The organism is Arthrobacter sp. NPDC057013, from assembly GCF_042674585.1.
GTDB lineage: Bacteria > Actinomycetota > Actinomycetes > Actinomycetales > Micrococcaceae > Arthrobacter.
The window spans coordinates 63392-86386 of record NZ_JBHUSE010000022.1; the positions used below are offsets into that span (position 1 = coordinate 63392).

Consider the following 22995-nt stretch of genomic DNA (forward strand, 5'->3'; position numbering starts at 1 on the left):
GGGCAGAACCTGAACAGGCGAAGTTACGCGAAAATCAGTGTTCCCATGGGTCCACCTTAAGCAGAATCACGCCGTCCGGGAAGAGACTTTCTAATCGTCGGTACCGGTCCGGAAGGATCCTTCCCATACGGCCCTGGACCCTGCTTCGCCGACCGCAGCCACGGTGGCGACGGCGCCTCCGCAGATCACCAGGGCGAGTACGACGGCGACGATTCCCGCGATGCGGGACCCAACAGTGCCCATCCGCCGCCGCATTCCCCCTGCCTCTGTGGCGCCGTAACGGAACCACAGCCATTGGGCCAGGGCCACGAGAAAGACGCCCACCGTCCAGGGCAGAAGCGTGCCTGCGATCTGCGTGTGGGCGAGAATCCGCGGGGTGGCGTCAACGCGGTCCAGCAGCCACTGCCCGGCGGCCGCGGTGAGCGGCACCAGGACAAGCGCCAACAGTGCGATCAGCGGCGTGACGATCCCCAACCGCCGTCGGGCAGCGGGCCAGAGAAGGCTCAGCAGCGTGCAAAGGGCGGCCAGCGGAACGAAGACCACTGTGGCGTGGACAAGCAACACGTGCATCGGCAGACCGTTGATCTCGTAGTCCATGGCGAACACCTCTGTCTGAAGTTCTGGCCGGTCTGGAAGTAGTACTGAACTACCCAATGAGACGAGCACGGCGGTTGAACGGTTCAATCAGCACCCGTCTGTGGTTGGTCCAGCGGGGCCGGCCGGGCCGCCTTCGGCTCGCGGGCTTCGGCTCGCCGGCAGAGCCGGAACCGGGGCAAAATCGGGCCCGAACAGCCCTGTTCCAGAAAAAGGTTTGATAACGATCGCCTACGCGGCCCAAAACCCGCAGGATGGCGGGGCCAGATCGGCCAAAACAAATCTGATTTCAGCCCGGTTAGGCCCCTTAAAACGGGCGATCATACGGCACCCAACTCTCGAAACCCTTGGAAATCCCGTAAAATTGAAGGCCTGCCCGGAGCGGGGCAGCTATAAGTCGCAAGCAAATGACCTCCACAGGAGTTGCCCAAATGCCCACAGACCGAAGCAAGACCGACTCTTCAGCAGGCGCCAGGAACGCCAGCGGAAACGACCAGGCCGCACCCCACGGGGCGAAGAAACCAAAGCTGCTCGCGCGGCGCCGGCTCAAGGTATCCGACGTCAACGTCGTCGACCAGCCCATGCTCAAGAAAGCCCTCGGCGGCACCATCGTGGGCAACACCATGGAGTGGTACGACGTCGGCGTGTTCGGCTACCTCATCACCACCATGGGTCCCGTGTTCCTGCCGGAAGCGGACAAGAGCGTGCAGACGCTGTTCCTCCTGGGCACGTTCGCTGCCACCTTCATCGCCCGCCCGCTCGGCGGCGTCGTGTTCGGCTGGCTTGGCGACAAGATCGGCCGCCAGAAGGTCCTCGCCGCCACGCTGATGCTGATGGCCGCGAGCACCTTCGCCGTCGGCCTGCTGCCCGGCTATGCGCAGATCGGCATGTGGGCAGCGGCCCTCCTGGTGGTGCTCAAGCTCGTGCAGGGCTTCTCCACCGGCGGTGAATACGCCGGTGCCACCACCTTCGTGAGCGAGTACTCGCCCGACAAGCGCCGCGGCTTCTTCGCCAGCTTCCTGGACATGGGAAGCTACCTCGGCTTCGCCCTGGGCGCCGCGCTGGTGTCGGTGCTGCAGCTGACGCTGGGCCAGGCCGTTATGGAGGACTGGGGCTGGCGGCTGCCGTTCCTGATCGCCGGTCCCCTCGGCCTGATCGCCGTGTACTTCCGGAGCAAGATTGAGGAGTCCCCGCAGTTCCAAGCCACCCTGGACGCCCAGGAGGAACTCGCCAAGGATGCTACCGCCGCCGATGACGCTGCAGCCAAGGGCCCCGTGGGCATCGTCAAGGCTTACTGGCGCTCGATCATCGTCGCCATGATCCTCGTGGCAGCAGCGAACACCGCCGGCTACGCGCTGACGTCCTACATGCCGACCTACCTCACCGAGTCCAAGGGTTACGACCCCGTCCACGGCACGCTGCTCACCATCCCGGTGCTCGTGGTCATGAGCCTTTGCATTCCGCTGACCGGCAAGCTCTCCGACCGCATCGGCCGCCGCCCGGTGCTCTGGATCGGCGCCGTGAGCACCGTGGTCCTGGCCGCCCCGGCCTTTCTGCTCATCGGCATCGGCAGCATCTGGTCCACGCTGGCCGGTCTCTCGCTGATCGCGTTCCCCGTGACCTTCTATGTTGCGAACCTCGCCTCGGCGCTGCCGGCGCAGTTCCCCACGGCCAGCCGCTACGGCGCCATGGGCATTGCCTACAACTTTTCCGTGGCAATCTTCGGCGGCACCACGCCGTTCATCGTCGATGCGCTGATCAACGCAACCGGCAACGACATGATGCCTGCCTACTACCTGATGGCCACCTCGGCTGTTGGTGCCGTGGCCATCTACTTGCTCAAGGAATCCGCCCAGCGCCCGCTGCCCGGCTCCATGCCCAGCGTGGACACCGCGGCGGAGGCCCGTGAACTGGTGGCCACCCAGGACGAGAACCCGCTGATCGACCTCGACGAACTGCCGTTCGAGGCCATCGACGAACTCAGCAGTGCCCCGGACAAGGACAGTGACCCGGACAAGGAACTCGACGACGAACTGAATAAGGTGCCTGCCCGCACCTGACGCTGCCGCCGCACGCTCAAGGCTGCTGAAGTCTGACGCGGCTGAAGGCCCGTGCACTCCTGCCCGCGCTGAATGCGAACCGAGCCCTGTTGCCTGTCTCACTATGTGACGCAGCCCGCGGTGGGATCTTTGCGGCGGTGCTACCTTCGTAGGATGAAAGGGGTCGTGCCGGTGCAGTCTGTACTGCAGCACCTGCGGCAGCTGCACAGCCTGGGCCCCGCCAACAACGACCACCTTTCAGCGTGGCGCGTTGCCATCAGCGTGGCCGTTCCCTCCCTTGTCCTGCTTCTCCTCGGCCGGCCGGAGCTCACCATCTACGCGGTTTTCGGTGCCCTCACCGGCATGTACGGCCGCTCGGAGCCGCACCAGCTCCGGCTCAAACACCAGCTCCAGGCGGCACTCGTCCTGCTTTCCGGCGTGACTGTTGGCGTGGTCCTGTCGGTCAACGGCCTGCACTCGTGGTGGCTCGTTGGCATCGAAGCGCTTCTGGCCGGCGTGGGGTCCGTCTATTCGGACAAGGTGCGTCTCCGGCCCAACGGACCCTTCTTCGGGATCCTCGCCCTTGGCGCCTGCGCCTCCGTTCCCGCGGCTGTTCCCTGGTATGTGGCGCTGCTCATCGCCGCCGGGTCCGCAGCGTTCTCGCTGCTCGTGGGGTTCGGCGGCTGGGTCCGCGGCCGGGCCTGGAAGCCTGGCGCGGCCCGGCCCTCCACCCGGCTGCGGGGAGCCATGCGCCGGCGGGCGGCCGTCCATGCTTCCCGCTACGTGCTGGCTGTCGGCACCGCCGGCACCATCGGCGTCCTGACCGGAAGCGGCCACCCGCACTGGGCGATGGCCGCCGCGGCGGTCCCGCTCGCCGGCGCGGATCTGCCCAGCAGTGTCCACCGTGGCATCCACAGGATCATGGGGACGTTCCTCGGACTCGTGATTGTCGCCGTCGTACTTCTTCCGGGGCCATGGGCTCCGCTGCACTTTTTCCCGGGAGCGGAGGCCGCCGTCCTGGCGCTGCTGGTGATCACCTTCCAGTTCGGCACGGAGCTGTTCATGACCCGGCACTACGGTCTGGCGATGGTCTGGTTCACTCCGGTGATCCTGCTGATGACCCAGCTGGCATCGCCGGCCGATCCGCAGGTGCTGATCGTCGAACGCGCAATCGAAACGGTGGTGGGGGCCGGCACCGGAATCCTTGTGGTGGTGCTTATCCGCTCGCGCCGGAACCCACGCCCGGTTCCTGCGGGCGGCGCGGCGGCCCGGCCGTAAACCTGTCCGGCACCACGCGGACCACGGCTGCCAGCACCTTGTAGCGCTTGGTGGGAATGGAAACAGCCTTCCCTCGCTCATTGTCCGCCAGTGCTTCCCGGACCACCCGGCCCGGCCGCAGCCATGTCCAGCCGGGGGCCACGGACTTGTCCATTCCCATCCGGTCGTGGAACTCGGTATGGACAAATCCGGGGCAGACGGCGGTCACCTTCACGCCGCGGGGCGAGTAGGCGAGGTTGGCCCAGCGGCTGAAGCTGAGCAGCCAGGCCTTCGCCGCCGAGTAGGAGCCGCGGGGAAGGAATGCCGCCACGCTGGCCACGTTGATGATCCGGCCGGAGCCGCGGGCCAGCATGCCCTCGAGGGCGGCGTGGCTGAGCTCCATAGCCGTCTGCACGTGCAGCTTCAGGTGCTTCTTCTCATCCTCGATCGGGTTCTCGTCGAAGTTGCGCAGCAACCCGATGCCGGCGTTGTTCACCAGCACGTCCACCGGCCGTGAGGGGTCGGAAAGACGTCCGACGACGGCGGCCACGCCGCCGTCGTCGGTCAGGTCCGCGGTCAGCACCTCAGCCGTGGTTCCGTACCGCCGCCGCAGCTCGTCCGCCGTGGCCTGCAGCCGTGCCGTGTCGCGCGCCACGAGCACGAGGTTGTTCCCCTTTTCGGCGAGCTGGCGGGCGAATTCCGCGCCCAGTCCTGCGGTGGCGCCGGTGACGAGGGCTGTGGGTCTGGCGGTGTTGGGCGTCATGGCAACAGCCTAAGCCCGCGGCATGCTGAAAACAGCCCCGCGGCCGGCGGCCGTCAGGCGAACGCCGCCAGCGGATTTGCGAGCCTTCCCGCCTTCTGCAGGCCGCCGGACGGATCCGCCAGGTCCAGCATCTGCTGGTTGTTGCGCAGCTGCAGCCGGTTCAGGCAGGACAGCTCAAAGTCCGGAGCGAACAGATCGTGGCGCGCGAACTGGTCCGCGAGTTCGGGGTGCTCCGCCTGGTAGCCGCGCACCGCTGCGGCTGCAATCTGCCAGAACTCCTCGCCGCCGAGAACAGCGTCTTCCTCCAGGAGGGCGGCAAGGAAGCGGAAGATGCAGTCGAAGACGTCGGTGAAGATGGTCAGGACCTTGTCGCCGTCGGGAACGTCTACCCTGATCCGGGAAACGGCTTCGGGCAGGTCGATCCCGTCCCCCATCACCACAATCTCCTCGGCGATGTCCTTCATGACAGCGCGGACCGGCACGCCGTTCTCGAGGACCAGGATCACGTTCTCGCCGTGGGGCATGAACGCGAGCTCGTAGCGGTACAGGCAGTGCACCAGCGGCACGAGGTACGCCTCGAAGTACTGCCGCAACCAGGCGACCGGCTCCAGCCCGGACCGCTCGATCAGGGCTGACACCATAGGTCTTCCGGCGGCGTCGACGTGCAGGAGCGAGGCCATGGTGGCCAGCTGCTGGCCGTCCTCGAGCAGCGGCAGCGGGCTCTCCCGCCAGAGGGCCGAAAGCATCTTGCGGTACGGCGAGCCCTTCGCGGCGGCAGCCTCGTAATAGCCGTTGTGGTAGCCGATGGCTGCCACTTCGCAGATCATGCCGAGCCCCCGGCGCTGCAGTGCCTCGTCACCGGCCATCAGGTCCTGGAGCCAGTCATTGATAGCCGGGGTCGCCTTCATGTAGTGGGGCGAGAGCCCGCGCATGAACCCCATGTTGAGGACCGACATGGCCGTCTTGACGTACGCCTTCTCCGGCGCTGTGGTGTTGAAGAACGTACGGATGGACTGCTGGGCCTGGTAGCTGTCGGCCCCGGTCCCGAGGTGGACGATGTGCCTCTGGGCGATTTCGGCCGCGAACGTGACCGTCAGCTTGTTCTCCCACTGCCAGGGATGCACCGGCATCAGGAAGTACTGGGCCGGGTCCAGTCCAAGGGCATCGAGCTCGGCGTCGAAGAAAGCCAGGGCGTCCGCCCCCATTTCGGCTTCCAGGTGGGCGGCATACTCCAGCCCCTCACTGGAGGTGAAGACCGCCCGGCTGCGGTGCACCGCGATCCATTCCAGCTGCACCCGGGCACCTGCCTCCGGGGCAAAGGCACGGTAGTCGCCGATGCCGAAACCCAGCCTGCCGTTGTTGGCCACGAAGCACGGATGCCCCTCGGTCATGCTGCGTTCAATCGTCTGGAAGTCCGTGGCCACGTCCGCTCCGCGGGTCACACCGGCGGCCAGTTCGTGCGACGACGGCTGGCCCAGCCACTGCTTGAACGCATGGCTGGAGAGCGTGCTGCTGATCTCCTCGAGATAAACGGGGAGCACCTCCTGGCGGATGCCCAGCGTTTTGGAGAATTCCGTGATGAAGTTCAGCGCGTCCAGCGGGGCGTCCTGCCCGTCGCGGCTGCAGGTAATGGAGGCCGCATCGACGGACCAGTGGTCCAGCTGCAGGTTCCGGGCGGAGAAGCGGTATTCAGCAGTGCCGTCGTCGCTCCGGACCCGGTACCGGCCGCTGTTCCCGGCAGTGTCAACGATTGGTTCCGGGACGAGGAGCCGCTCGTGGGAAAACTCCGCGAGCGCCTTGCGGACCAGGTGCCGGTTGGCAGCGGCCCAGCGTTCCGGTGTCAGGTGGGGGGCCGCATTGCCGGAGGCTACGGCAGATTCAACTTCGAGGGTGGTCACAGTGATGCTCCCTGGGGTGACGGGCGTTTCGGGGCTGAAGAACGGGCGGCGCGTGCGGCGTGGAACGACTCGCGGGTGCAGAAGCTGAGGAGGGCCTGCTTGTCCGGGAGAGTCACCTCGCCGGCAGGCTCAAAGCCCAGCCGCGCGTTGAGGACGTGGATCTTGGTGTTGCGGGCATCGGGCTCCGCCACCACGCGCTCCACGCCGGGCTTGCGGAAGAGCCGGTCCAGCACAGATTCCATGACGTCAGCCGTGAACCCGTTGCGGGGCGTTCCCGTCGGCGGAGCCACCAGCAGGTGCATGCCGATGTCGCCCCGCTGGACCGCGTAGGCGCTGTTGAGCGGCGACGACGCCGGCAGGTACTCCTCCATCAGGAAGGCCGGAACGCCGTCGTCGATCCCGAGCAGCGCGTGGTGGTGCCCGCTGGACTGGATCTTGGAATACTCCTCCACGACGTCCTCGACGGTTGCGTTCAGCATCCCCCAGAACGAGGCGTAGGGGCGGGTGACCCAGCTGTGCAGGAGTGGCGCGTCGGCCTGGGGATCGAGGCACCGGAACGTGAAACTCATGCCGGCACCCCCATGTTCCCGGCCGCAGGCACTGCAGCGGGTGCCCCGAACTCCTGGAAGGCGATGCTGCGCTCCACGTGATATACCTCGCTGCCCAGGATCTCCCGCAGGATGCACGAGTTCCGGTAGGCGGCCATGCCAAGGTCCGGCGCGACGAAGCCGTGGGTGTGGAGTTCGGCGTTCTGCACGAAGATCTCGCCGGGCTCGACGCCGGTGCTGTAGTTGCGCTGCACGGCGAACCTTCCGGCGCCGTCCCTGGCGATGCGCTGCTGCACGCCGGCCAGGAACCCGGGCTCCCGGTAGGAGTATCCGGTGGCTAGGACCACCGCCTCGGTCTCCAGCGGGTAGTCCGTGCCCTGCTCCCCGTGGGACAGCTCCAGGGTATGGGACCCGGTGGTGGCATTCCATAATGCCCCCGTCACGGTGGAATGGGTGAGCAGCCGGGTGTCCACCATGCCGGAGAGGCTCTTGGTGTACAGGAGGTCGTAGATCGCGTCGATGAGCCCGGAGTTGATGCCCTTGTAGAGGTTCTTCTGGCTCTTGATCAGTGAGTCGCGCCGGTCCTGCGGAAGCCCGTGGAAATAGTCAACGTACTCCGGCGAGGTCATCTCCAGGGTGAGCTTGGTGTACTCCAGCGGGAAGAACCTGCCCGAGCGGGTGACCCAGTTGAGCTGGTACCCATACACGTCGATGTCCTGAAGCAGCTCGTAGTAGATCTCCGCCGCGCTCTGCCCGCTGCCGACGATCGTGATGCTCCGCCGCTGCTGGAGTTCACTTTTCCGCGCCAGGTACTCCGCGTTGTGGAGGACCGGTCCCCCGGCCCGCAGAATCCCGCGGCATGCCTCCGGAACAAAGGGCGATGTTCCGGTGCCCAGCACCAGCCGGCGCGCACGAAGCACCTCAGGCCCCGCCGGGCCGTCCACCGAAAGCGTGTACACGCCGTCGTCGTACGCAACGTCGATGACGTCCGCGCCAAACCGGACCGACTGCAGCTGGCCGGCCACCCACTGGCAGTACTGGTTGTACTCGGCCCGCAGCGGGTAAAAGTTTTCGCGGATGTAGAAGCGGTAGAGCCGCCCGGTCTGCTTGAGGAAGTTCAGAAACGAGTACGGGGACGTCGGATCCGCCAGGCTCACAAGATCGGCCATGAACGGCACCTGCAGGTGGGCTGGCTCCAGCATCATGCCGGGGTGCCAGTCGAAGGATTCGCGGCGTTCGAGGAACACTGCGTCCAGGCCGTCGACCGGTTCGCTCAGCGCTGCCAGCCCAAGGTTGAAAGGCCCGACGCCGATGCCGGCGAAGTCGTAAACGCGGCCGTTGCCTGAGGTGCTGAGTGAGGTCCCGCTCATGCGTGTGCCTCCGTCCGTGCGGCTGGGCCGGCGGCGAGGAGGTTTTCCCCCGAGCGTCGAAGCAGGGCGATGATCTCGCCGAGATCATCGAGCGTGGCCTCGGCGTTGAGGAGCGTGAACTTCAGGTAGTGCCGTCCGGCCACCTTCGTACCCGCCACCACGGCCTGGCCCGACGCGAACACGGCCGAGCGGATGGCCGGATTCAGCTCGTCGGCGGCATCCTCGGACAGCCGTGTCCCATCCGCCAGGACAGGCCGGTACCGGAAAACCAGCGTGCTTAGCTGGGGCTCGGCTGCTAGTTCGAAGTCGTCGTCCGCCGCGACGGCCGAACCCACGCGGGCAGCCAGGTCGATTGCCTCGTCGAGCAGCGCTCCCACGGCGTCGGCGCCCATGATGCGGAGGGTCAGCCAGAGCTTGAGGGCGTCGAAGCGGCGTGTGGTCTGGATGCTCTTGTCCACCTGGTTGGGGATCTCGGCTCGGGCCGCGGTTTCCGGGTTCAGGTAGTCGGCGTAGTAGGTGACGTGCCGGAGCATCGCACCCTCGCGCACCAGCAGAGCGCTGGAACTGACGGGCTGGAAGAAGGTCTTGTGGAAGTCCACCGTGACGGAGTCCGCAAGCCTGATGCCGTCCAGGAGATGGCGGTGGCGGTTGGAGACCATGAGCCCGCCACCATAGGCGGCATCAACGTGAAACCATGCACCGTGGGCTCCGGCGAGGGCGGCCAGTTCGGCCAGCGGATCCACGGCGCCGAAGTCGGTGGTTCCGGCGGTACCCACAACCGCCATGGGAATCAGGCCCTCCTTGTGGGCCGCGGCCAGGGCGCTCGCGAGGGCGGCCGGATCCATCCGGTGGTCGGCCGTGCAGGGAACCAAGACGACCGCGTCGAATCCCAGCCCCAGCATGGAGGCTGACTTCTGGATGCTAAAGTGGCTGTCCGCCGAGGTGAGGATCCGCAGCTTCTCGAGCAGCAGCGGGAGACGCAGACCCGCGTTTGCCGGATCCTGCTGCAGCCTGGCCACCGCATGGTTCCGGGCCACCAGCAGTGCCTGCAGGTTGGACTGGCTGCCGCCGGAGGTGAACACGCCGTCGGCCTTGTCTCCCAGGCCGAGCCGCCCCGCTGTCCAGTCGATGAGGCGGCGCTCGATCATCGTTGCGCCTGCGCTCTGGTCCCACGTATCCATCGACGAGTTCACGGCCGAGAGCACCGCCTCCCCCACGAGCGCCGGAATGACCACCGGGCAGTTCAGGTGGGCCGCGTACTTCGCGTCATGGAAATACACGGCATCGCGCAGGTAGGTGTGCTGCAGTTCCTCCAGTGCCGCCGCAGTGTCCGGCAGCGGCCGCTCCAGGTCCACGGCCTCCACGCGGCGCTTCATCTCGGCCGGTCCGACGCCGGTAAACGGCTGCGAGGTGCGCTCGAGTTTGGTGGCCACGGCGTTGACCCCCTGCAGCACCTGGGCAACGTAGCGCGGGGCGTTCCGGGAATTGAGCAGCTGATTGCTGGCGGCGAGGGCGAGTTCCACGCCGGACCCGAAGTCGCGGGCCGACTGGTCCTGGGCGGAAGGGCTTTGAGCGCACGGTTGTTGGGCACGCAGGCCGGTTCCGGCATCGAAATCCACGAGTGGTTCGTCCACGTCGGGCAGCAGTGTCATAGGAATCCTTTTGTAGGCGTGAGGTGCGCCCGCCAGCACGGCGCGGCAACCAAGGCAAGCCTTACTTAGGGCATCCTTTTAGTCAAACTTCTGTGATGTATTTGCACAATGACTGTTGTCTGAGGATTTTTCGCCGTTAATCGGAGTCATTGACTTTCGAAGGGCTGCGGGAAACCACATAATGCCGCCCGGGACAGCGCGGGGCGGCCGGAGTAGAGTTTCTGGCACGAGGCCTCGACCGCAGCAGGAAGCAGGGGGACATGTCCGGCAGTGAACAAGATCCGATAAATTTTCGGGAATTGGATGCCCACGGAAATCCCACCGGATACGGGCCGGCGGCAGGGCAGCCGGGAATGGGACAGCTGCAACTGGGACACCGGCAGCCAGGCACAGCCGACATCGGGCAGCGGAGACTGGCCGTTAACCCCTTCATTGTTGCGCTGTGGGTGATTGACGCGATCTTGCTCGTGTCGCCTTTCGGTGTCTTCACCATGGCGCAGGAATCACTGAACTCCGGCACGGAACCGCAGGTCATGCCCGTGAGCTACATGTGGATCACGTTCGCTCCGCAGATCCTGTTCGCCGGCCTCGTCGGACTTCTGGGCCTGCTCTTCTGGCACGCAGCGCAGTGGCAACGGAACCGCGCAAAGCAGCCCCCGCCGCCGTAATCCCGGTGATCATTGCAGCTCTCATCCAGCCAGCGCGAATGGACACTTAGGCACCCTCACCTACCCGGCGGGGACCTCGCTTGCGACCGGGCTGTCCACCGCGTCCTCCGGAGCAGCGGGATCGAGGCGGGACACGCCAAGGCGGCGCAACCGCAGTTCCTCGGTTACCCGGACGTACCAGAAGCGCGCGCCAAAAGCAGGGCTGGGTGTGTCCAGATGCCGGTACAGCCCGTCCGCCAGCCGGGCCAGGTCCGCGTCCGGCGCCGCCGCGAGCGTGGCTGCCGGGTCCGCAGCCCCGTTCAGGCATTCGTCCAGGTGGTGGCGCAGTTCCTCGTCCGACATCACGCCGTCAGACATTGTGCACGCAGTTTTGATTCACAAAGATCCCCAGAAAGAGAGTCCGAAGGCCAACTGCATAGCCCTGCCCGATCGTACGGAAATGTCCCCTGGCTCTCAAGTACGCGGGTCTCCCCAGGCCCCTCAGGTGCCGAGCAGCTTCGGCGCGGCCGCCTCAGGCCAGTCGATGCACTGCGTGTACACCTCGTGCTTGCGCAGGTAGCGGGCGGTAAACGGGCAATGCGGAATGATCCGCTTGCCCGACGCCACCACATCGTCGAGGGCGAAGTGGATAAGAACCTTGGCCAGGCCATGGCCCTGGAACTGCTCGGCCGTCTCGGTGTGGATGAAATCCACGTGCCCGGGCTTGTCCTCGAACCTGACTTCCACCGCCAGTTTCCCGCCGACGTGCAATTCGTAGCGGTGAAGCGCATCGTTCCGGAAGGTGGTGACGTCCGGGGTGAAATGGTCCTCGGTGGCTGCCGTGTTCTCCGTCATGGTTCGACATTGGCACTTAATGGCGGTGCTGGCAATGGTCGGGTGCCGCGGGCGGGAACGCGCCCCAGCAGCAGCACGGCCATCGCAAAGCAGGCGGCGCCGCCGCCCAGCAGCCCCAGCGTCAAGCCGTTGACTGCGGCGTCAGCCACTGGGACAAAAACGACCACGACGGCGGTCACCACGGCGGCCGGCGCCCGGCCGCGTGAGTGCATGGCCGGCGTCGGCCGTTCTTCAAGCCGTCCGAACAGAAGAACGGCGGGCAGCAGGAGGAGGACCACACCGAGGAAGACAAGCGGACGCGACCACCACCATTCGGCAGTACCCGAAGCGGGTTTGGGAAAGTTCGTCAGCAGGAGCAGCCCGGTCATGGCCGCAAGCAGGGGCAGGTGCCAAAGATAGACCGTCATGGCGTGGCGCCCGGCAACGGCCACCACCGCACTGATCCAGCGCACGGCGGCGAGTGCCTTCAGCAACGGCCGGGCGAGCTGCAGCACCGCCGCCTGCGAGACGCCCAGCAGGACCAGGCTGAGGTTCGGCGGATTCAGGTTCACCAGCATGTTGTCCCGGTACAGGCCCAGCATAACCAGCACGAGCATCAGCAGGTTGCTGGCTGCCACCAGCCCCACCAGCTGCGACCTGCTCCACCTGTCCAGCCAGCCGTCCGCAAGGAAGAACCCGAGCTGCTGAACGGCGCACCAGACAAACACCATGTTGATGTAGGCGAGCGTCGGGAAAGCGCCGCGGAAGCAGTCAACCGTCACCACGAGTGCCACGAGCCCCAGGAGCGTCAGCCACGGGGCACGCCGGTGGAGCCCCACCAGCAGCGGAATGTTTAGCTGGGCCGCCAGATAGGCAGCCAAGAACCACAGCGGCATCCCGGCCCCGCTGGCCAGCAGCTGCACCACCTGTGGATCCACACCGGCAAGCAGCGCTCCCCATAGGCCGACGAACATTACCGCCAGCAGGGCCGCTGCCGGGCGGACGAGGCGCAGCAGCCGGGACTGGACGAACTCAAAGCCGGTGCCGCCGCGGGCCTGCATGCGTCGCCAGGACTGCGCCCCGGTGATGCCCCCTGCCACGAAGAACAGCGGCATCACCATGAAGACCCAGATGACCGGCTCGAACCAGTCCTGCTCGGCCAGGGTGTTTTCGGTGGTGACGGTGCCGTCGGGGTGCAGCACCGGGCTGGTCATCATGCAGTGCCCCACCACCACCAGGGCAAGGCAAACGAAGCGCGCGAGATCGATGGCCAGGTCCCGGGCGGTCCCGGCAATGTCCGTCCCCGCCGCCGGCTCCGTGGAATTCTTCATGGCGCCCCCACCATTGGAACTCGCTTACGTCGTTGTGCTTTCCATTGTGCGCCAACTTGCCCCGCTTGGAGCGGCAACCACCTGGAGCCGCGTGGAGTTTTTGTCCACGTATTGGCCCCTAAAGGCCCTCGAAGTCGCGATACGTGGACAAAAACTCCATCGTCAGCCCCATCGTCAGCGGCTGAGGATCGCCAGCGTGCTCGTGCCGAAGTCCTTCGCGGCGCCGTCCCACCGGGCCAGGAGCCCTTGCAGGTTCTCGCCGTCGGCCCGGTGCGCGGGAAGCTGTTCCTCGAGCATGGCCAGGACGCCGGTGCGGAGCTCTGTATTGAAGTTGACCTTGCCCACGTTCATGGCGGGCGCCTTGGCCAGGTCGTCTGCCGGAATGCCGGACGCGCCGTGGAGAACCAGCGGGATGTGCGTCCGCACGGCGATATCCTGCAGGACATCCCAGCGCAGCCGCGGCTTGCCCTTGTACTTTCCGTGGACGTTGCCTACGGCCACCGCGAGCAGCTGCGCCCCCGTGCGGCCCACAAAGTCCTCCACCTGGGCAGAGTCGGTGAGCCCGGCAACCTCGTTGCCGGCGTCGTCCCCTTCGGTGCCGAAGGCCTTGTCCTCGTCGCCGGCCAGGCCGCCGAGTTCGGCCTCCAGGACCACGCCGGCATTGCCCTGGGCCTGCAGCGCGGCGCGCACCGCACAGACCAGGGCGATATTCTCTTCGTACGGCAGCGACGAGCCGTCTGCCAGGACGGAGTCCGCCCCGGCAGTGACGGCTGCGGTGATGACCTCAAGATCGGAGGCGTGGTCAAGTTGCACGGCCACCGGCACGGACGCGGCGTCGGCCAGGCCCCGGAGCGCGGAGATGAGCCGCAGTCCGTTTGCCGTCGCGGCGGTCCTGGGGGCCACGAGCAGGATGACGCCGCGCTTGGCCTCCTCAGCGGCGCCCACCACCGCCAGCGCCGTAGTGAAGTCGTAGCAGGTGAACGCCGGCGCGGCCGACCCCCGTTTGAGAGCGGACACCACCAGGTCATCGAGTCGTGCCCGCATCAGCCTTCCCCGGCGGTGCGCTTGGTGGGTGCAACCACCTTGATGACGGCGGAGTCGTCGGCGGCGGCCAGCCCGTGGGCCTGGCCCAGGAGGTAGAGCTGCTCGGCGGCGGCGGCAACGGGGGTCGCCAGGCCTGCCGTGCGCGTCGCCTTGCCCACGATGCCCATGTCCTTGACGAAGATGTCAAGGCGGCTGAGCACCTCGGCGCCCTCCTCGGTGTAGGCCTCCAGGATCCGCGGTCCGCGGTTGGACAGCATGAAGGAGCCCGCGGCGCCGGCCTCGAGGGCGGCCAGGGTCTTCGCCTGGTCCAGGCCCAGCGCGTCGGCCAGCGCCATGGCCTCGGCGGCCGCCGCGATGTGGATGCCGCAGAGCAGCTGGTTGACCGTCTTCAACGCTTGTCCATCACCGGGCTTGTCGCCGACGACGGTAAGCGTCGAAGCGAGCAGCTCCAGGACCGGACGCGCAGATTCCAGCGCCTTGGATTCGGCTCCGACGACGATCAGCAGGTCGCCTTCGCCGGCACGCTTCGGACCCCCGGACAGCGGGGCGTCGACGAGTCCGACGCCGAACTCGGCAAGGCGGGCAACGGTGGACGGAATGGCTTCTGTGCCCACGGTGCTGGTCAGGATGACGACGGCGCCAGGCTTCAGTACCGAGGCCACCCCGTTCCCGCCGAACAGGACGTCGTCGAGCTGTTCGCTGTTGCGCACGGCGAGCAACAGGGCATCAGTATCCTGGGCGGCGTTCCGGGCGGAAGCGAATGTCTTCACACCGGCTTCTTCGGCGAGTCGCAGGCGCGGTTCAGCGATGTCGAACCCGTGGACGGTCAGCTGGCTGGCGAGGCGGGTGGCCATGGGCAGTCCCATGGCACCCAGCCCGAGGACGGTGACTGTGTAATTCGAGGTCATAGTGTGTTCTCCGTTGAAAAGTCTAGAAAGTGTTGCTGAGCTTGCTGGTCACCTGGGCGAGCGACTCATCGTCCCCCACGTTGCCGGCAAAAACGATGTACGGGATCCCCTTGGCCGGACCGTCTACCGGCTCCCACAGGCTCACGATTCCGGGCAGCATGGGCCCGCGGACGATCGCGTGTCGGATCTCCAGCCCGTGCGCGGCAACGTCCGAGGACGTGATGCCGCCCTTGGCGATGACGAACCGCGGCGGGAACGTTTTGAGCGTGCGGTTCACTACGGCGACGACGGCGGCGGACACGGTGCGTGCGATCCGCAGGCTTTCTGCCGGGTCGTCGGTCTTGATGAGCAGGCGGCTCGTGTGGAGGATGACGTCGCCGCTGCGCAGCGCCGCGACGACGGCGTCGACGGTCTGGTCCAGGTAGGCGGGTGCACCCTCATCCAGCAGCTTTTCGACGTCGATCTCAACAATGCGCGCACTGCTGTGCCGGTCCGTGAGCACCTTAAGTTGCCGCGTGGTCACACCCACATGGGAGCCGACGACGATCAGGCCGCCCGCTTCGGACGGGGTGTTGCCCGCGTAAGCTTCCTCGCCGCTGAGCTCAGGTCGGATGTCCTGGCCGATCCGGGCGCGCATGAACGGCGGGCCAACCCGGTAGAGCAGCTTCTTGCCGCGGCGTTCGGCCTCCTCCAGCCCCAGGGCCAGGGCGCGCATGTCGTTTTCGGTGACGATGTCCACCACAATGGGCGTGGACTGCGTGGCCGGCTCGATGGCGTCGGCGATGGCCTTGGCCGACACCTCGGCCTGGCCGGTGGCGGAGCCGGCCCGGATGATGTTCAGGTCCAGTACGATCACAGAGTCTGCGGCGAACCGCCCCTGCGACTTCTCTTCGACGTACTTGGCCATCTCGGAATTGACGAAGCCAAAGGTAGCGTCCTTGGCGAATTCCGTCTCGGCAACGGGGGTCAGCTGGCCGGCCTCCGGGCCACGGGTGTAATGGACGCCGCCAATGGTGATGCGGCCGGCGTCGGGGAACGCGGGAACCATCACGACGCCGTCGGTGGCCTCTCCGCTTGCGGCTGCCACCGTGGCGGCAATGACGTCCGGCTCCAGCGGGAAGTGTCCGCGGAGGGTCGAGTCGCTGCGGCTCACAAAGCCGAGCCGGACTTCTCCCTCGCCGTTGCGGGCCGCGGACAGGGCGTTGCGCACCACCTCTTCGTTGCGGGCGGCCGCTTCTTCGGGGTCGAGGCTCCGGGTGTTCGTCAGTACGTAGACGGCGGGCTTACCCTGATGGAGAGCCCACTGGAAGTCCTCGACTTCCCAGCGGGTGAGCACAGGGAGATCCGCAACCGACTGCGTGCCGGTAGGGTCGTCGTCGAGCACCACGAGGACACGCGGGGACGTGGCGTCCTTGGCTGCAACAGCGTCTGCGACCTGCCTGGCAGGGATCTGGAGTTCGGCGGGAAAGGCGGCCAGAACGTCGGATTCGAGGGGCACTGTGCACTCCGTTGTGTCGAAAATGTCTGTGGTATTTGTCAGATGTCAGACATCTGTTCTTTGGTGCTAGTGTGGCATAACGCACAGCAGGTGCGCAAGTACACTTTTTGGCAGATATCCCGGGCTGTAAAGGCCGCACACGCTGAATGGAAGAAATGGCACGCAAATCACTGGTGGGCGTCGTCGCCGACGAACTCCTTGACCGCATCATCTCGGGCGAGTTTCCGCCGGGCAGCAACGTGCCCGGAGAACTGGAACTCAGCGCCCGGCACGATGTCAGCCGCATGACAGTGCGGGAGGCGATGAAGACCCTTGAGGCCCAGCGCATCCTGAGCGTGGAACGCGGCCGCGGCACGTTCGTGAATCCGCTGAACCGCTGGTCGTCCCTCGAGGCGGTGCTGCGGGCCGCGTCCGAGGGTCAGAACGGGCCGGCCGCCGCGGTCCAGCTGATTGAGCTGCGCCGGATGCTGGAAACGGGCGCGTGCGAGCTGGCGGCGCACCGCATCACCGACGCCGAACTCGAGGGCCTTCGGGACTGCGTGGCGGACATGCGGAAGGCGCACCAGGGCAACGATGTGGCGAGCTTTGTTGCCGCCGACCTGGCTTTCCACGACCAGATTCTGCAGGCGTCCGAGAACGTGTTCGTGGCGGTCCTCTTCGAACCGCTGCACCGTGTCCTCGAGAAGGGCCGGACCGAAACCTCGAAGGTGCCTGACATCCAGGAGCATGCGATCGGGCACCACCAGAACATTTGCGAGGCCCTGGCCGCCCGCGACCCGCAGCAGGCACGGAACGCCATGGACGCCCACATGCAGCAGACCCTGAACGACCTCAGAAGCTACGTGCTGGAAACCTAGTCCCAGGACGCCCCGTCCGATACTCTGCAGGAACGGCCCGCAGCTGGGTATCGATGGCGATCACGAGGAGCGAAGATGTCTAATAACACCTACAGCATTTCTGAAATTGTCGGAACCTCAACCGAAGGCGTCGACGCGGCCGTGCGCAACGGCATTTCCGACGCCGCGAAGACCCTGCGCAATCTGGACTGGTTCGAAGTCAAGGAGATCCGCGGCCATCTCGACGACGGCAAGATTGCGGACTGGCAGGTCACCCTCAAGCTCGGATTCCGTCTCGAGCGGGACTAGATTTTACCGTTCGCCGCGGCGGAACTGACCGCGCGGCAGCGGATTAAGTAAGGCGGCGTCGGCTGTTCTCCAGCCGGCGCCGCCTTTCGTGCTTAATCCTGGCCGGTAGCACTCCGGCGCCACACAGTGGGAATCCCGCGGAATGCAGGAAACACCTGTCCTTCAAAGAAGGCGTGCGCCTCGTCCGGCGAGTCTGCAGGGGCCCACATTCCCGACGCCGGGCAGTGGGTTCCGGTGGGAGCGGACGGTGTGTGGCGTTCCCGAAGCAGTGCGATGCGTTTCATCGTTGAAGGTCATCCTTGGGTCGGAGGGCTGGGAGAAGTTCTCCTCCAAGGCTAGGAAACGCGCCACACCCGCCCAATGGGCGAATGGATAGAATCCTGCGATCCTGCTGGGCATCAGCACAGGCCGCCCTGACGGCGGCGGCAGTCGTTAGCGGGCGGGCGGCCGCTGGGGGTCCTCAAGCGCCGGCTCGTCAACCTCGCCGTCCGAGCCCGTGGGCGGTCCGGGGTTCTCCTGATGGGGAACTGCGGGCGCCTCCTGGGGCGGGTCCTGTCTGGGGTCGAAGGGGAATCCCTCGGGCGTGCCGTCCTTGGGCGGCTCCGCCGGGTTCTGCCCCGGGTTCTGCTCAGTCGGGTTCTGCTCCGGATCGGCGGGCGTTTCGCTCATGGTCTGGATCCTTAGCTGTTGGGAGGGCCAGGTTGTCCTGCCAGGCCACTCCAAGGATTACCAGCGCCGTCATCTTTAGTCCAGAGCATCCAGTTGGTCCAGAGCCCAGTCCGTCCAGAGCCGAGTCAGTCCAGAGCACCAGGCACGTCGACGGACGTCCTTGGCTGGGCCGAGCGTACCGCCGCCGGCCTGCCAAGGGGCCGTCAGTTCACCAGTTCAGTGCTGGAGTGGCGGCCGGTCCACCTGCGGTGGCTTTGCTCCAGTTCGACGACGTCCCGGCCAAACGAGGCCACCAGCGCGACGAGCGCCAGGACAACAGCGACCATCCCGATTCCGCCGGGAACCCCGGGCGTGAGTGCCAGCAGCAAGGCGAACGGCTGGAAGGCGCCGATAACCTTCCGCAGCCTCTTAACAGGCAGCATTCGTTTCAGCTCAGGCCGGAACCAGCCGGCAGTGACGAACGCGTACCACATGAGCCCGATGGCCAGCACCCAGGGGCCAACGATAGGCACAGCTGCACACGACAGCACGAGCACCAGGGCTGCATCGGTCTGGACATCCAGCCGGCCTCCCGCCGGGCTCACGCAGGCAAACCGCCGCGCAACGGCCCCGTCCACCGCGTCAAGAAGAAATGCTGCCGCACCCACCGCGACCACCGGCACGCCGGGCCCGACCCCGCCGAACAGCGCCGGGACCGTCGCCGCCGCGCAGCATGCCACCAGCACAGCGCGAAGCAAGGTCACACGGTCCGCAACCGTGGTCAGCCGGGGCTTGCGGCTCAGGATGGAGGCGGCGGCATTTCCCACCACTGCCAGGCCGGCAGCTATGGCGGAAAGGAAGTATGTTGCTCCGGCACCTGCAGCGGTCAGGATCAAACTCCCGGACACAAGGAAGGCAGCCATGGCGACGACCACGTCCACCACAGCGCGCCTACCGAGCAAGACCTGCATGTGCCTCCTTGCGCTCATCGTAACAACAGGCGGTCCATAAGCATTCCCGGCCTGACCTCGGAAGATAGCAAAACGTGGTCCCGAAGAAGCAAGGAGGGGTCTGGGCAAACTGCCCCCGATAGGAAAGACTCTTCCGCATGGCACTCGCACCAGTCATCGAACTGAACGACGGCAACCGGATCCCTCAGATCGGACTTGGGACCTGGCCGCTGAACGACCGGGAGGTGAGTGACGCCGTCGTACGCGCTGCGGAAGCCGGGTACCGGCACATCGATACGGCCGTGCGCTACGGGAACGAGGCCGGTGTCGGGTCCGGAATCCGGGCCAGCGGACTGGACCGGACAGAGTTCTTTGTCACCACCAAGCTGGACGGGGAATTCCAGGGAGGGAATCTGGCCGCGGCCGGACTTGAAGGCTCGCTGAAACGCCTGAACCTGGACTATGTGGACCTGCTGCTGATCCACTGGCCGCTCCCCCGCCGTGGAGAATTCATCTCCACGTGGAAGACGTTTGAGCGGCTCCAGGGCGAAGGGAAAGTCCGGTCGATCGGCGTCTCGAACTTCAAGCCCGCCCATCTGGAAAAGCTCATGTGGGAGACGGAGATTGTCCCGGCCGTGAACCAGATCCATCTCAACCCCTCGGTGACCCGTTCGGCCGACCGAGCCTACAACGACGGACACCGGATCGTCACAGAGTCGTACAGTCCGCTGGGTGCAGGATCCGGACTGCTGTCTGCGCCTGTCCTGAACCGCATCGCGGGCAAACACGGCCGGACAGTGAGCCAGGTAGTGCTGCGCTGGCACGTCCAGCAGGGTCTCGTGGCCATCCCCAAGTCCGCCGATCCGCAGCGGATGAAAGAGAATATCGACGTCTTCGATTTCGCCTTGGATGAGGAGGACCTGGCCGCCATCAGCACCCTCGATGAGGGCCCTGAGGCGGGCGTAAACTCCGACGTTCAGGGCCACTGACACCCGACTCCAGGCGTGTGCGGCCAACCGCTCCCCGCTGGAGGGCGACTGGCAAAAAAATAGTAAGCATGATTAGTATTGAGCAGAAGGATGAAGCGTACCCGGCAATCCGGGTAACTCCTCTAGATGAAGAAGGAACGATTAAAAGATGGGTTTTTTCGCATTTCTGATTCTTGGCCTCATTGCCGGAGCCATTGCTAAGGCCATCCTCCCCGGACGGCAGGGCGGCGGCATTTTCATCACGCTTCTGCTTGGCGTGGTTGGCGCAATTCTCGGTGGCTTTATCGGCAGCGCGCTCTTCGGAGTGGGCATCAACGAGTTCTTCTCGCTGTCCACGTGGCTGCTCGCGATCGGGGGCGCACTGATCGTCCTGCTGGTCTACGGCATGATTACCAAGCGCACGGCCCGCTAGACAGAGTCGCTGGATAGAGCAGCGCCGGAACCGGCTCCGGGGAACTTCCCGGGGCCGGTTTCCCACCCCCAGGCCGTACTGGCCGAACCAAATCGTACAGATCCCCCTCAAGAGTAGGAGATCATCATGAAATCCAAACTTCTCTTCGGCGCCGGAATCGCTGCAGGTTATGTGCTCGGATCCAGGTCCGGCCGGGCAGCGTACGACAAGCTCAAAGCACGGGCCGCCGGCATCTGGGACAGCAAGCCGGTCCAGGACAAAGTCACGGCAGCAAAGGAAGCCGTCAAAGAAAAGGCTCCTGAGGTGGGCGACCAACTGGCCGAAGCCGCGCGGCGGGCAGGGACCGTACTCGACTCCGCCATACACCGCGATGCACCAAAGCCGGGCGACGCCGGTACAGCTTCCGCCGGTGCATCCGCATCCGATACGTCGACAGACAGCGGGCACGTGCCCGCACATAGCACTCATCCGGAGACGGTAAACCTCGGAACTTCCGATGTGGAGTCCGATCCGGCGCTCAGCGCCGGCACTGGCCAGGACTGGACAGACGAGGGCGGTGCCACGGCCGCCGGAGCTGCCACGAACGTGAATCCGGACAAGCAGTAGCTCCAAAGCCAGGCCGGGCAGCAGTGCCCGGCCTGCGTGCTGCCCGGCTATATAGCGTCCCCGCTTCCGGGCGTCCGGCCTCTGCCGGATCCGGCACCACCGTTGCGGACACATCTTCGTCCAACGGCGGTGCTGCCGCCGGCTTCGCGGAAGGCGGGCTCGCTTCGCGGCAGGCAGTGCTTCCGGTCGCATCAAAAATGATGCTCCTATTGGTGTCAACCGTTCGGCGCCGCACGTCGTGACAGGGTGACCGGGGAACTGCTTAGTGGCGTCAAGGGTCTGTCGATCGCTGCGCGACGGCCTCCGGCCGCCCTTGACCCCAGAGCATCCCCGGTCATTACCGCCAGGGGCCGCGGGGCGCCGAGCCCCGGTCGCCGTTGGTCGGCCTGCTAGGCGCCAGCCAGCCGGATCCGCAACACAGAAGGTGTTTTTGCGGCTTCCGCGGACGGCGAGTTGAGCCAGTCTTCGTACCGTTGGTAGAACTCGTCGTTGCGCGTAATTCCGCGTTCGAGGCGGGATAGCGAAGTTGGCCAGACATGCAGGCTGTCCGCTGCGGCTTGGAGGGTGATGTTCCTGGTCTTGCGCAGTACGCGGAGTGACCCGGCGTCCGGTGCCGGGTGCGGATGGATGGATGATCTGGTCGTAGATTTCGCGGGCGATGTAGCGTTTGAGGCACCGCTTGAGCACGGCCGCGGTGGCATTCACGGGTTCTGTCATGTCCCCTCCGGGCCGGGTTTTCTCCAGCGCGGCCATCATCGCGGCGCGGGTCAGGTGCCGGTATTTGGCCCGGAGCGCCTCGGGCGCTGCCGTGAGGATGCTTTTGATCTGAGTCATGACAGCGACCCGGGCGCGCATGGCCGTGGCCCGCTCGGCGCGCAGGACCCGCAATGATTCCACCGCGCCGTCCCTGGATTTTGGTGTTGCGACGTTCCGGCCGGCCAGCGCAGCCTCGGCCGCCTGGTACGCGTCCAGGGGATCGGATTTGCCCCTGAGCCGGCGTCCCTGCCGGTTCGGGCGCATGACTTCCAGAACCCGGATACCTTCCCCGGTCAGGACACGGGCGAGTTCGGCACCGTAGCTGCCTGTGCCCTCCACCCCGACGGCAACGACCGGGCCGAACCCCGTCACGAAGGCCGCGATGCTCCGGTAACCCGAACCCACAGCGAGAAACTCCTTGTCCGTAATGTGTCTGCCGGTCTCGTCGATGATTGCGACGTGGTGGGTGTCGGCGTGAGTGTCGATCCCGGCGATGACTTTCAGATGTTGGTTTGTCATGATGAAGCTAGCCCTGCCTTCCGTTGCGTGCGGTGGGACCCAAAGGGGCACGCCGGCCAGGTGGGCAGACAAGACAGTAATGGGATTCTTCGAGCAGGCTCCTATGAGGTCATGTCCACCTGGCCGCCGCGTTTACTGCAGCCTGTGCCGGCGGCGGACAGATCATTTTCAAGACAAACCCTTCGCGGGGGCGTCAGTCAGAACCAGAGCCACACCGGCGGCACAAGCCAATTTCATCATTACTGTCAGACCCCGTTGAGATAGTTTTCCTATGGAAGCCTTTGGGGAGGATCGAGCGGAGTTCGCGGCCGGGACTGACGTCCGGAGCCTTCGCGCTGCTGCCCTGCTGCGTGGCCGCCGGCTTCGCAGCGTTCCCTCTGAAGCTGCCGCTGCCGGTTCCCGTTCCGACTCCCCTGTAAAGGACGCGTCCGACGGCGGTGCTGCCGCCGGCATGGCGGTGGGATCCAGTTCTGCTGCCGCGCCATTCGGGACTTCAGGTCCGGTAGCAGCTGGCACGGCACCGGCTGAGCCGGCGTCCCCGGCGCTGGCAACGCCTGATCTGAAGGCGTCCCTGGCACTGCTGGACG

The 22995-nt window shown here is 66.0% G+C and carries 23 protein-coding genes and 2 pseudogenes; 10 read left to right on the top strand and 15 right to left on the bottom strand.

Going from position 1 to position 22995, the window contains the following annotated elements; genetic code table 11:
• Positions 1 to 90: 90 nt before the first annotated feature.
• Complete coding sequence (locus tag ACFTSA_RS20925) at positions 91 to 597, bottom strand: DUF2231 domain-containing protein (protein ID WP_377953753.1); 507 nt, start codon at positions 595 to 597, stop codon at positions 91 to 93.
• 428 nt (positions 598 to 1025) lie between these two features.
• Here ACFTSA_RS20925 and ACFTSA_RS20930 point away from each other — a divergent pair, with 428 nt between their 5' ends.
• Entirely contained in the window at positions 1026 to 2654 is a 1629-nt protein-coding gene (locus ACFTSA_RS20930; RefSeq protein WP_377953755.1) for an MFS transporter, read from the top strand.
• A gap of 153 nt (positions 2655 to 2807) precedes the next feature.
• The gene (locus ACFTSA_RS20935) at positions 2808 to 3911 is read left to right on the top strand and encodes an FUSC family protein (protein WP_377953756.1); all 1104 of its coding nucleotides are present in this window, start codon (positions 2808 to 2810) and stop codon (positions 3909 to 3911) included.
• Here the strand turns inward: ACFTSA_RS20935 and ACFTSA_RS20940 are convergent.
• Genes ACFTSA_RS20940 through ACFTSA_RS20960 form a run of 5 tightly spaced genes read right to left on the bottom strand, consistent with a single transcriptional unit; the run spans position 3850 to position 10121 of the window.
• Complete coding sequence (locus tag ACFTSA_RS20940) at positions 3850 to 4653, bottom strand: SDR family NAD(P)-dependent oxidoreductase (RefSeq protein WP_377953757.1); 804 nt, start codon at positions 4651 to 4653, stop codon at positions 3850 to 3852. The genes ACFTSA_RS20935 and ACFTSA_RS20940 overlap by 62 nt on opposite strands.
• A 53-nt stretch (positions 4654 to 4706) precedes the next feature.
• Positions 4707 to 6551: an IucA/IucC family protein gene (locus ACFTSA_RS20945; RefSeq protein WP_377953759.1), complete on the bottom strand. Its 1845-nt coding sequence runs from the start codon at positions 6549 to 6551 to the stop codon at positions 4707 to 4709.
• Positions 6548 to 7120, bottom strand: coding sequence for a GNAT family N-acetyltransferase (locus ACFTSA_RS20950; protein ID WP_377953760.1), 573 nt, complete (start codon positions 7118 to 7120; stop codon positions 6548 to 6550). Before ACFTSA_RS20950 ends, ACFTSA_RS20945 begins: the two co-directional genes overlap by 4 nt.
• Positions 7117 to 8469, bottom strand: coding sequence for a lysine N(6)-hydroxylase/L-ornithine N(5)-oxygenase family protein (locus tag ACFTSA_RS20955; RefSeq protein ID WP_377953761.1), 1353 nt, complete (start codon positions 8467 to 8469; stop codon positions 7117 to 7119). Before ACFTSA_RS20955 ends, ACFTSA_RS20950 begins: the two co-directional genes overlap by 4 nt.
• Positions 8466 to 10121 (bottom strand): pyridoxal phosphate-dependent decarboxylase family protein, encoded by a 1656-nt coding sequence (locus ACFTSA_RS20960; RefSeq protein WP_377953762.1) that lies wholly within the window; start codon positions 10119 to 10121, stop codon positions 8466 to 8468. Before ACFTSA_RS20960 ends, ACFTSA_RS20955 begins: the two co-directional genes overlap by 4 nt.
• 353 nt (positions 10122 to 10474) lie before the next feature.
• On the opposite strand from ACFTSA_RS20960, the gene ACFTSA_RS20965 reads away from it, so the two are divergent.
• Positions 10475 to 10789: a hypothetical protein gene (locus ACFTSA_RS20965; RefSeq protein WP_377953764.1), complete on the top strand. Its 315-nt coding sequence runs from the start codon at positions 10475 to 10477 to the stop codon at positions 10787 to 10789.
• A gap of 60 nt (positions 10790 to 10849) precedes the next feature.
• Here the strand turns inward: ACFTSA_RS20965 and ACFTSA_RS20970 are convergent, their stop codons facing one another.
• The 6 genes from ACFTSA_RS20970 to ACFTSA_RS20995 all read right to left on the bottom strand — a co-directional run bounded on the left by ACFTSA_RS20970 (position 10850) and on the right by ACFTSA_RS20995 (position 16383).
• A complete protein-coding gene (locus ACFTSA_RS20970; protein WP_377953766.1) occupies positions 10850 to 11146 on the bottom strand; it encodes a hypothetical protein in 297 nt (98 codons plus the stop codon).
• Positions 11147 to 11269: 123 nt separating this feature from the next.
• A complete protein-coding gene (locus tag ACFTSA_RS20975) occupies positions 11270 to 11623 on the bottom strand; it encodes a GNAT family N-acetyltransferase (RefSeq protein WP_331569455.1) in 354 nt (117 codons plus the stop codon).
• Complete coding sequence (locus ACFTSA_RS20980) at positions 11620 to 12933, bottom strand: acyltransferase (protein ID WP_377953767.1); 1314 nt, start codon at positions 12931 to 12933, stop codon at positions 11620 to 11622. Before ACFTSA_RS20980 ends, ACFTSA_RS20975 begins: the two co-directional genes overlap by 4 nt.
• Before the next feature lie 174 nt (positions 12934 to 13107).
• Positions 13108 to 13977, bottom strand: coding sequence for a class II fructose-bisphosphate aldolase (locus tag ACFTSA_RS20985; RefSeq protein ID WP_377953768.1), 870 nt, complete (start codon positions 13975 to 13977; stop codon positions 13108 to 13110).
• Positions 13977 to 14885 (bottom strand): NAD(P)-dependent oxidoreductase, encoded by a 909-nt coding sequence (locus tag ACFTSA_RS20990; RefSeq protein WP_377953770.1) that lies wholly within the window; start codon positions 14883 to 14885, stop codon positions 13977 to 13979. Before ACFTSA_RS20990 ends, ACFTSA_RS20985 begins: the two co-directional genes overlap by 1 nt.
• Positions 14886 to 14907: 22 nt before the next feature.
• Complete coding sequence (locus tag ACFTSA_RS20995) at positions 14908 to 16383, bottom strand: four-carbon acid sugar kinase family protein (RefSeq protein ID WP_377953772.1); 1476 nt, start codon at positions 16381 to 16383, stop codon at positions 14908 to 14910.
• 155 nt (positions 16384 to 16538) lie between these two features.
• Here ACFTSA_RS20995 and ACFTSA_RS21000 point away from each other — a divergent pair, with 155 nt between their 5' ends.
• Positions 16539 to 17240 carry a FadR/GntR family transcriptional regulator gene (locus tag ACFTSA_RS21000; RefSeq protein ID WP_377953774.1) on the top strand — a complete coding sequence of 234 codons (702 nt, stop codon included), beginning with the start codon at positions 16539 to 16541 and terminating at the stop codon, positions 17238 to 17240.
• A gap of 75 nt (positions 17241 to 17315) precedes the next feature.
• Positions 17316 to 17528, top strand: coding sequence for a dodecin (locus ACFTSA_RS21005; RefSeq protein ID WP_377953775.1), 213 nt, complete (start codon positions 17316 to 17318; stop codon positions 17526 to 17528).
• Positions 17529 to 17960: 432 nt separating this feature from the next.
• On the opposite strand, the gene ACFTSA_RS21010 is transcribed toward ACFTSA_RS21005, so the two are convergent.
• Positions 17961 to 18197, bottom strand: a complete 237-nt coding sequence (locus tag ACFTSA_RS21010; protein ID WP_377953776.1) for a hypothetical protein — start codon at positions 18195 to 18197, stop codon at positions 17961 to 17963.
• A gap of 203 nt (positions 18198 to 18400) precedes the next feature.
• Positions 18401 to 19147, bottom strand: coding sequence for a CDP-alcohol phosphatidyltransferase family protein (locus tag ACFTSA_RS21015; protein ID WP_377953778.1), 747 nt, complete (start codon positions 19145 to 19147; stop codon positions 18401 to 18403).
• 137 nt (positions 19148 to 19284) lie between these two features.
• On the opposite strand from ACFTSA_RS21015, the gene ACFTSA_RS21020 reads away from it, so the two are divergent.
• From ACFTSA_RS21020 to ACFTSA_RS21035, 4 genes are all read left to right on the top strand, one after another.
• The gene (locus tag ACFTSA_RS21020) at positions 19285 to 20115 is read left to right on the top strand and encodes an aldo/keto reductase (RefSeq protein WP_377953779.1); all 831 of its coding nucleotides are present in this window, start codon (positions 19285 to 19287) and stop codon (positions 20113 to 20115) included.
• A gap of 148 nt (positions 20116 to 20263) precedes the next feature.
• Positions 20264 to 20527 (top strand): GlsB/YeaQ/YmgE family stress response membrane protein, encoded by a 264-nt coding sequence (locus ACFTSA_RS21025; RefSeq protein WP_354262656.1) that lies wholly within the window; start codon positions 20264 to 20266, stop codon positions 20525 to 20527.
• A 126-nt stretch (positions 20528 to 20653) separates the two neighbouring features.
• Entirely contained in the window at positions 20654 to 21133 is a 480-nt protein-coding gene (locus ACFTSA_RS21030; protein ID WP_377953781.1) for a hypothetical protein, read from the top strand.
• Positions 21134 to 21760: 627 nt separating this feature from the next.
• Positions 21761 to 22024 (top strand): hypothetical protein, encoded by a 264-nt coding sequence (locus ACFTSA_RS21035; protein ID WP_377953783.1) that lies wholly within the window; start codon positions 21761 to 21763, stop codon positions 22022 to 22024.
• Here the strand turns inward: ACFTSA_RS21035 and ACFTSA_RS21040 are convergent.
• Positions 22001 to 22408, bottom strand: a pseudogene (locus ACFTSA_RS21040) (transposase); the annotation flags it as partial. The gene ACFTSA_RS21035 and the pseudogene ACFTSA_RS21040 overlap by 24 nt on opposite strands.
• A 271-nt stretch (positions 22409 to 22679) precedes the next feature.
• Between ACFTSA_RS21040 and ACFTSA_RS21045 the strand changes: the two are divergent.
• Positions 22680 to 22995: pseudogene (locus ACFTSA_RS21045) on the top strand (HNH endonuclease); the annotation flags it as partial.

Coding starts and splice junctions, on each gene's coding strand:
- ACFTSA_RS20925 (WP_377953753.1), bottom strand. CDS start 597: ATGGACTACGAGATCAACGGTCTGCCGATGCACGTGTTGCTTGTCCAC.
- ACFTSA_RS20930 (WP_377953755.1), top strand. CDS start 1,026: ATGCCCACAGACCGAAGCAAGACCGACTCTTCAGCAGGCGCCAGGAAC.
- ACFTSA_RS20935 (WP_377953756.1), top strand. CDS start 2,808: ATGAAAGGGGTCGTGCCGGTGCAGTCTGTACTGCAGCACCTGCGGCAG.
- ACFTSA_RS20940 (WP_377953757.1), bottom strand. CDS start 4,653: ATGACGCCCAACACCGCCAGACCCACAGCCCTCGTCACCGGCGCCACC.
- ACFTSA_RS20950 (WP_377953760.1), bottom strand. CDS start 7,120: ATGAGTTTCACGTTCCGGTGCCTCGATCCCCAGGCCGACGCGCCACTC.
- ACFTSA_RS20955 (WP_377953761.1), bottom strand. CDS start 8,469: ATGAGCGGGACCTCACTCAGCACCTCAGGCAACGGCCGCGTTTACGAC.
- ACFTSA_RS20960 (WP_377953762.1), bottom strand. CDS start 10,121: ATGACACTGCTGCCCGACGTGGACGAACCACTCGTGGATTTCGATGCC.
- ACFTSA_RS20965 (WP_377953764.1), top strand. CDS start 10,475: ATGGGACAGCTGCAACTGGGACACCGGCAGCCAGGCACAGCCGACATC.
- ACFTSA_RS20970 (WP_377953766.1), bottom strand. CDS start 11,146: ATGTCTGACGGCGTGATGTCGGACGAGGAACTGCGCCACCACCTGGAC.
- ACFTSA_RS20975 (WP_331569455.1), bottom strand. CDS start 11,623: ATGACGGAGAACACGGCAGCCACCGAGGACCATTTCACCCCGGACGTC.
- ACFTSA_RS20980 (WP_377953767.1), bottom strand. CDS start 12,933: ATGAAGAATTCCACGGAGCCGGCGGCGGGGACGGACATTGCCGGGACC.
- ACFTSA_RS20985 (WP_377953768.1), bottom strand. CDS start 13,977: ATGCGGGCACGACTCGATGACCTGGTGGTGTCCGCTCTCAAACGGGGG.
- ACFTSA_RS20990 (WP_377953770.1), bottom strand. CDS start 14,885: ATGACCTCGAATTACACAGTCACCGTCCTCGGGCTGGGTGCCATGGGA.
- ACFTSA_RS21000 (WP_377953774.1), top strand. CDS start 16,539: ATGGCACGCAAATCACTGGTGGGCGTCGTCGCCGACGAACTCCTTGAC.
- ACFTSA_RS21005 (WP_377953775.1), top strand. CDS start 17,316: ATGTCTAATAACACCTACAGCATTTCTGAAATTGTCGGAACCTCAACC.
- ACFTSA_RS21010 (WP_377953776.1), bottom strand. CDS start 18,197: ATGAGCGAAACGCCCGCCGATCCGGAGCAGAACCCGACTGAGCAGAAC.
- ACFTSA_RS21015 (WP_377953778.1), bottom strand. CDS start 19,147: ATGCAGGTCTTGCTCGGTAGGCGCGCTGTGGTGGACGTGGTCGTCGCC.
- ACFTSA_RS21020 (WP_377953779.1), top strand. CDS start 19,285: ATGGCACTCGCACCAGTCATCGAACTGAACGACGGCAACCGGATCCCT.
- ACFTSA_RS21025 (WP_354262656.1), top strand. CDS start 20,264: ATGGGTTTTTTCGCATTTCTGATTCTTGGCCTCATTGCCGGAGCCATT.
- ACFTSA_RS21030 (WP_377953781.1), top strand. CDS start 20,654: ATGAAATCCAAACTTCTCTTCGGCGCCGGAATCGCTGCAGGTTATGTG.
- ACFTSA_RS21035 (WP_377953783.1), top strand. CDS start 21,761: ATGGATGATCTGGTCGTAGATTTCGCGGGCGATGTAGCGTTTGAGGCA.